Here is a 5,455-nt window from a genome sequence, read left to right on the forward strand (position 1 = left end):
CGCCGTTCGACGGCACCCAGGCGACCTGGTTGGCGGGCAGGCCCATCGCCTGCATCCAGCCGACCAGCGCCAGATGCCAGATGCCGCCCTGGCCGGTGCCCGAAGCCTTGAACTTGCCGGGAGGGGCGGCCTTGATCGCCTCGGCGAGCTCCTTCACCGTCTTGTAGGGCGAGGAGGAGGAGACCTGGATGCCCGGGGGGTCCTCGTTCATCAGCGCCAGCGGGGTGTAGCTCTTCGGCGTCAGCTCAGTGAGGCCTTGCCAGTGCATCATCGAGATTTCGACGGTGAGCATGCCGATGGTGTAGCCGTCGGGCTGAGCGGTCGCGATCGCGCTATGGCCGACCACGCCGGAGCCGCCGGTTCGGTTGACCACGTTGAAGGGCTGACCGAGATCTTTTTCCAGCAGCGCGGCGACAATGCGCGCGGTCGCATCGGTTCCGCCGCCGGCGCCCCAGGGAACGATCACGGTGACCGGACGCGCCGGATAGGCTTGTGCGAGCGCGGGCTTGAACCCGAATGCGGCGGATGCCGCGACTGCGGCCGTTGAAGCCGCAAAGGTGCGGCGCGAAATCTTGGACATTGAATGCCTCCCAGCGGCGCCCGTGACGTGGCGCTCTTGTCAATGGCGACATTCTAGTCGGCTTTGCAGCGCCGCCGCAAGGTAGCGCTACCAACGAGATCGACATGTTGTGTGAAAACTGCATGCCCCATCGGATGGGCAGTCGGAAATCGGGTGGGTTTTGCTCGCACGCGCCGTCAATCTGAGCGCGTAACGAAAGCAAAGGCAACCATCGATGACCCAAGCCTATTACAGCGCCGTGCTGGACCGCCCGCTCCACGAAGTCTGGTCGCTGATCCGGGATTTCAACAATTATCCCGCTTATATCGACGGCGTGAGCGAGAGCGTGATCGAAGATGACAAGCGCGGCGATGAAGTCGGCGCCATCAGACGCTTCTGCTATCTCGGCAACTGGATCCGCCAGCGCCTGGTCGATCACTCGGACCGGCAGCACACCTTGACCTATGCCGGTCTCGAAGCGCTGCCGTATCCGCAGGATGACGGAAGCCAGAGGACGGCGCCGGCGCACTATCAAGGCACCATGCATCTGCGTCCGATCACCGAGGGCGACCGTACCCTGATCGAATGGTCGGTCGCGCTCGATACCGAACCTGCGGACGCCGATCGCTGGCAAGCCCTGTTTGCGTCCTGGATTCCCGGTTGGGCGGATTCGCTTGCGCGGACGCTGGCCCGGGCCAGTTAGCCATCGCTACTGCTGTTCCGCGTCGCCCTTCGGCCGCGTGCCGCCGAAGATGCGGGTGCCCTCCGCAGCGAGGTAAGGCTTCAGCGACTCCCACGGCACGAATGCCACATACTCGCCCTCGGCGTAGGGACCGACGGCGTAGGGCGGGTAGTGGAAGGTGAGGCCGGAGCTCTTGCCCGCTTCGGTCGAGGGCGCGAGCGTCACCGCGCCGATCCTCATCAGGCTCGGCTTCAGCTCCTTGAACCATTCGTCAGTCACGGTTTCGCCGGCGCCGCGCTTCTTCTTCTCGGCCGTCAGCGAGGCGATGATGGCCTTCACCATCGTCTTCATGGTCGTGCCGTTGTCGGCGGTCTCGGTGAAGAACGGCCGGATCGAGATGCGCTTGTTGTCGGCCTTGTCCCACAGGATGGTGTTCACGTCCGAGTTGGGATGCGCGCCATGGGTGTTCATGTAGTCGTTGCGGAGGACGCTGACATAGCGGTCGGCGACCACCGAGCGGATCTCATATTTGCGTTCGAAATCCCAGCCGCCTTCTCTAAAAAACTGCGGATCGGCCTTGCGCGAGGCGGCAGCTTCCGCGGCATTCTTGTCGAGCCATTTTTTGCCTTCGGCAAGGCAGTCCGCCGCGAGCGCGGCATCCGCCTTGATCCTGCCGTCGAGGAAGACGCGGGCGTCGACGCTCTTGGTCTTGATAACGGCATCGGGCTTGGGATCAGCGGCGAGGGAGGGGCCGAACAGCGCGCTGCAAACAGTGGCGACAGCAAACGCGCGCATGAACATCGGCGCGAGAAACATCACGCAAATTCCATTTTTTGGAAGATGGACGACGAAGCTACTCCGCCGCCTCGCTATGCCCGAGCCGGGCATTCAGCTTGCGGATCAGTTCCTCGGCTGCATCCGCAATCACCGTGCCCGGCGGGAAGATCGCCTCGGCCCCTGCGGCATAGAGTGCGCCGTAATCCTGCGGCGGCACCACGCCGCCGACGATGATCATGATGTCGTCCCGGCCCTGCTTCTTCAGCGCGGCCTTCAGCTCCGGCACGGCGGTGAGGTGCGCGGCGGCCAGCGAAGAGACGCCGAGGATGTGCACGTCGTTCTCGACCGCCTGTCGCGCGGCTTCATCAGCGGTCGCGAACAACGGCCCGATATCGACGTCGAAGCCGATGTCGGCGAAGGCGGACGCAATCACCTTCTGGCCGCGGTCGTGGCCGTCCTGGCCGATCTTGGCGACCAGGATGCGCGGGCGGCGGCCCTCGGCCTCCTCGAAGGCGTCGATCAGCGCCTGAACCTTCTCGACCTGGTTGCCCATGCTGGACGCCTCCCGCTTGTAGACGCCGGTGATGGATTTGATCTCGGCGCGGTGCCGGCCGAACACCTTCTCCATCGCGTCCGAAATCTCGCCGACGGTTGCTTTCGCCCGTGCCGCGTCGATGGCGAGCGCGAGCAGATTGCCGTTGCCTTCGCCGGCCGAACGCGTGATGGCCGCGAGCGCGGCATCGACGTCCTTCTGATTGCGCTCACTCTTCAGCCGCGTCAGCTTGTCGATCTGCAGGCGCCGGACATTGGTGTTGTCGACCTTCAGGATGTCGATCGGCATCTCGTCGGTCGGCTTGTACTTGTTGACGCCGATCACCGCCTGCTTGCCGGCATCGATGCGGGCCTGCGTCTTGGCCGAGGCTTCCTCGATGCGCAGCTTCGGCAGGCCGGCTTCGATCGCCTTGGCCATGCCGCCGAGATCCTCGACCTCCTGGATGTGAGCCCAGGCCTTCGCCGCGAGGTCACGCGTCAGCCGCTCGACGTAATACGAGCCGCCCCAGGGATCGATGATGCGGGTGGTGCCGCTCTCCTGCTGCAGGAACAGCTGGGTGTTGCGGGCGATGCGCGCCGAGAAATCCGTCGGCAGCGCCAGCGCCTCGTCGAGCGCGTTGGTGTGCAGCGACTGGGTGTGGCCCTGGGTCGCCGCCATCGCCTCGACGGTGGTGCGCATCACGTTGTTGAAGACATCCTGCGCGGTCAACGACCAGCCCGAGGTCTGGCTATGCGTGCGCAGCGACAGCGAGCGCGGGTCCTTCGGATTGAAGGGTTTGAGCAGCTTCGCCCAGAGCAGGCGCGCGGCGCGCAGCTTGGCGACCTCCATGAAGAAGTTCATGCCGATTGCCCAGAAGAACGACAGGCGCGGCGCGAAGCGGTCGACATCGAGACCGGCGGCAAGGCCGGCGCGCAAATATTCGACGCCGTCGGCCAGCGTGTAGGCGAGCTCGAGGTCCTGCGTCGCGCCGGCCTCCTGCATGTGATAGCCGGAGATCGAGATCGAATTGTATTTCGGCATCTTTTGCGAGGTGTACGCAAAAATGTCCGAGATGATCCGCATCGAGGGCGCGGGCGGATAGATATAGGTGTTGCGCACCATGAACTCTTTCAGAATGTCGTTCTGAATGGTGCCCGACAGTTTTTCCGGCGCCACGCCCTGTTCGCCCGCAGCCGCAACATAGAGCGCGAGGATCGGCAGCACCGCGCCGTTCATGGTCATGGATACGCTCATCTGGTCGAGCGGAATCCCCGCGAACAGCGTGCGCATGTCGTAGATGGAATCGATGGCAACACCGGCCATACCGACGTCGCCGCCGACGCGCGGATGGTCGCTGTCATAGCCGCGATGCGTCGCGAGATCGAAGGCGACCGAGAGGCCCTTCTGTCCAGCCGCCAGGTTGCGGCGGTAGAACGCGTTGGAATCCTCCGCCGTGGAGAAGCCGGCATATTGCCTGACCGTCCAGGGCTGGTTGACGTACATGGTCGGGTAGGGGCCGCGCAGATAGGGCGCGATGCCCGGATAGGTCTCGAGGAAGTCGAGCCCGGCGAGGTCGGCCTCGCCATAAGCGGGCTTCACCAGAATGCCCTCGGGCGTCAGCCACGGCTCGGCGCTGCCAGCAGGCGCGGCGGTGGTTGCCCTCGCGAAGGCGACGTCTGCGAAATTCGGAATGCGGCTCATGGCTTCAACCATATCATCAATCATGATCCGGATGCTGATGGCTGACGATCGTCGCCATCTTCTCCGGCCCGTAATTCTGCTGCGTGGTCTGGCTCGGCAGGTTGGCGATTCCGACGACCCAACCGAGCCGGGATTCAGTTCCGTATTGCCGCGTTGGCACCACGTGGTCGGGGCGGTCGAACGCGCCGGTCATGATCTCGATCCGCTCGCCGTCGATGCGGCCAAAACTCAGCGGCGTGCCGCAGGCGGCGCAATAGCCGCGCTCGGCGATCGTGGAGGAGCGGAAGAACGACGGCTTTCCCTTGGTCCAGGCAAAGTCCGTCTTGTTGATGTCGGCAAAGGAGGCGAACGGCGCGCCGCTGGCCTTCTGGCACATCCGGCAGTGGCAGATCGACACCTTGTTCGGTGTAGCCGTCAGCGCAAAGCGGACCGTGCCGCATTGGCAGCCGCCGGTGAGAACGGGTTTACCTGCTTCCGTCATGGCTGCTCCATCCGAACGTAGGCGTCCTGCAGCGTCGCAAGCGCATCGCCTCCGGCGAAAACAAAACCCGTGACGCCGGCGGCCCGCTGCGCCGCTTCGGCCTCAGCCGGACGGCCTGCCAAATAGATATGTCGCGCGCCCGCCGTTTGCAGGGCCTTGGCCGCAGCTTCCGCGTGTTCCGCATAGACCTTGTCGCTGGAACAAAGGCAGGCAAGCTCGGCGCCGGACGCCTTGAAGGCGGCAGCAAGCTTGGCCGGATCGGCAAAGCCCTCGCTGCCCGTGGCCTCGATACCACCGGCCTCGAAGAAGCTTTTCGCGAAGGTCGCGCGCGCCGTGAAATCGGCGGGCGTGCCGAGATTGGCCAGAAATACTTTCGGCCGCGCGCCGCGCGACTTGAGCGCCGCATCCGATTTGTCGCGCAGCGCCTCGAACGGTTGCGCAAGCCGGATCGGCGGCAGCGCATCGAACTTGTATTTTTGCTCGCCGTACGGTGCCAGCACAACCGGTGTCGCCTTGAGCACCTTCGTTTCGCTCTCGTGCAGGTTGGGAAACTCGCTGGCGCCGGTCAGCACGTCGCGGCGTTTTGCGATGTTGGCGTCACGCGCCTTTCGCGCGGCCGCGACCTTGCTCTGAAACAGGCCTTGCTGAAGCGCGGCAAAGGCGCCGCCGGTTGTCTCGCTCTCCCGGAACAGCGCCCACGCGGCCTCGCAAAGCTGCGCGGTC

6 protein-coding genes are annotated in these 5,455 nt (G+C 64.7%); 1 reads left to right on the forward strand and 5 read right to left on the reverse strand.

Annotation, left to right across the window (positions count from 1 at the left end):
* The coding region (locus tag MOV75_RS26105; protein WP_247006841.1) for a tripartite tricarboxylate transporter substrate binding protein at nt 1-580 on the reverse strand (580 nt) is incomplete at its 3' end.
* Between the two features lie 214 nt (nt 581-794).
* Between MOV75_RS26105 and MOV75_RS26110 the strand changes: the two genes are divergently transcribed.
* Nucleotides 795-1,262, forward strand: a complete 468-nt coding sequence (locus MOV75_RS26110; RefSeq protein WP_246929951.1) for an SRPBCC family protein — start codon at nt 795-797, stop codon at nt 1,260-1,262.
* Nucleotides 1,263-1,268: 6 nt separating this feature from the next.
* On the opposite strand, the gene MOV75_RS26115 is transcribed toward MOV75_RS26110, so the two are convergent.
* From MOV75_RS26115 to MOV75_RS26130, 4 genes are all read right to left on the reverse strand, one after another.
* Nucleotides 1,269-2,042 carry an RsiV family protein gene (locus MOV75_RS26115; RefSeq protein ID WP_246929955.1) on the reverse strand — a complete coding sequence of 258 codons (774 nt, stop codon included), beginning with the start codon at nt 2,040-2,042 and terminating at the stop codon, nt 1,269-1,271.
* A gap of 52 nt (nt 2,043-2,094) precedes the next feature.
* Nucleotides 2,095-4,251 carry a methylmalonyl-CoA mutase gene (scpA, locus tag MOV75_RS26120; protein WP_246929954.1) on the reverse strand — a complete coding sequence of 719 codons (2,157 nt, stop codon included), beginning with the start codon at nt 4,249-4,251 and terminating at the stop codon, nt 2,095-2,097.
* A gap of 16 nt (nt 4,252-4,267) precedes the next feature.
* Nucleotides 4,268-4,732, reverse strand: coding sequence for a GFA family protein (locus MOV75_RS26125; protein ID WP_246929949.1), 465 nt, complete (start codon nt 4,730-4,732; stop codon nt 4,268-4,270).
* On the reverse strand, nt 4,729-5,455 hold a 727-nt coding region (locus MOV75_RS26130), incomplete at its 5' end, for a methylmalonyl-CoA mutase family protein (protein WP_247006843.1). The genes MOV75_RS26130 and MOV75_RS26125, both read right to left, overlap by 4 nt.

The sequence above is a fragment of the Bradyrhizobium sp. PRIMUS42 genome (assembly GCF_023006515.1).
Classification (GTDB): Bacteria; Pseudomonadota; Alphaproteobacteria; order Rhizobiales; family Xanthobacteraceae; genus Bradyrhizobium.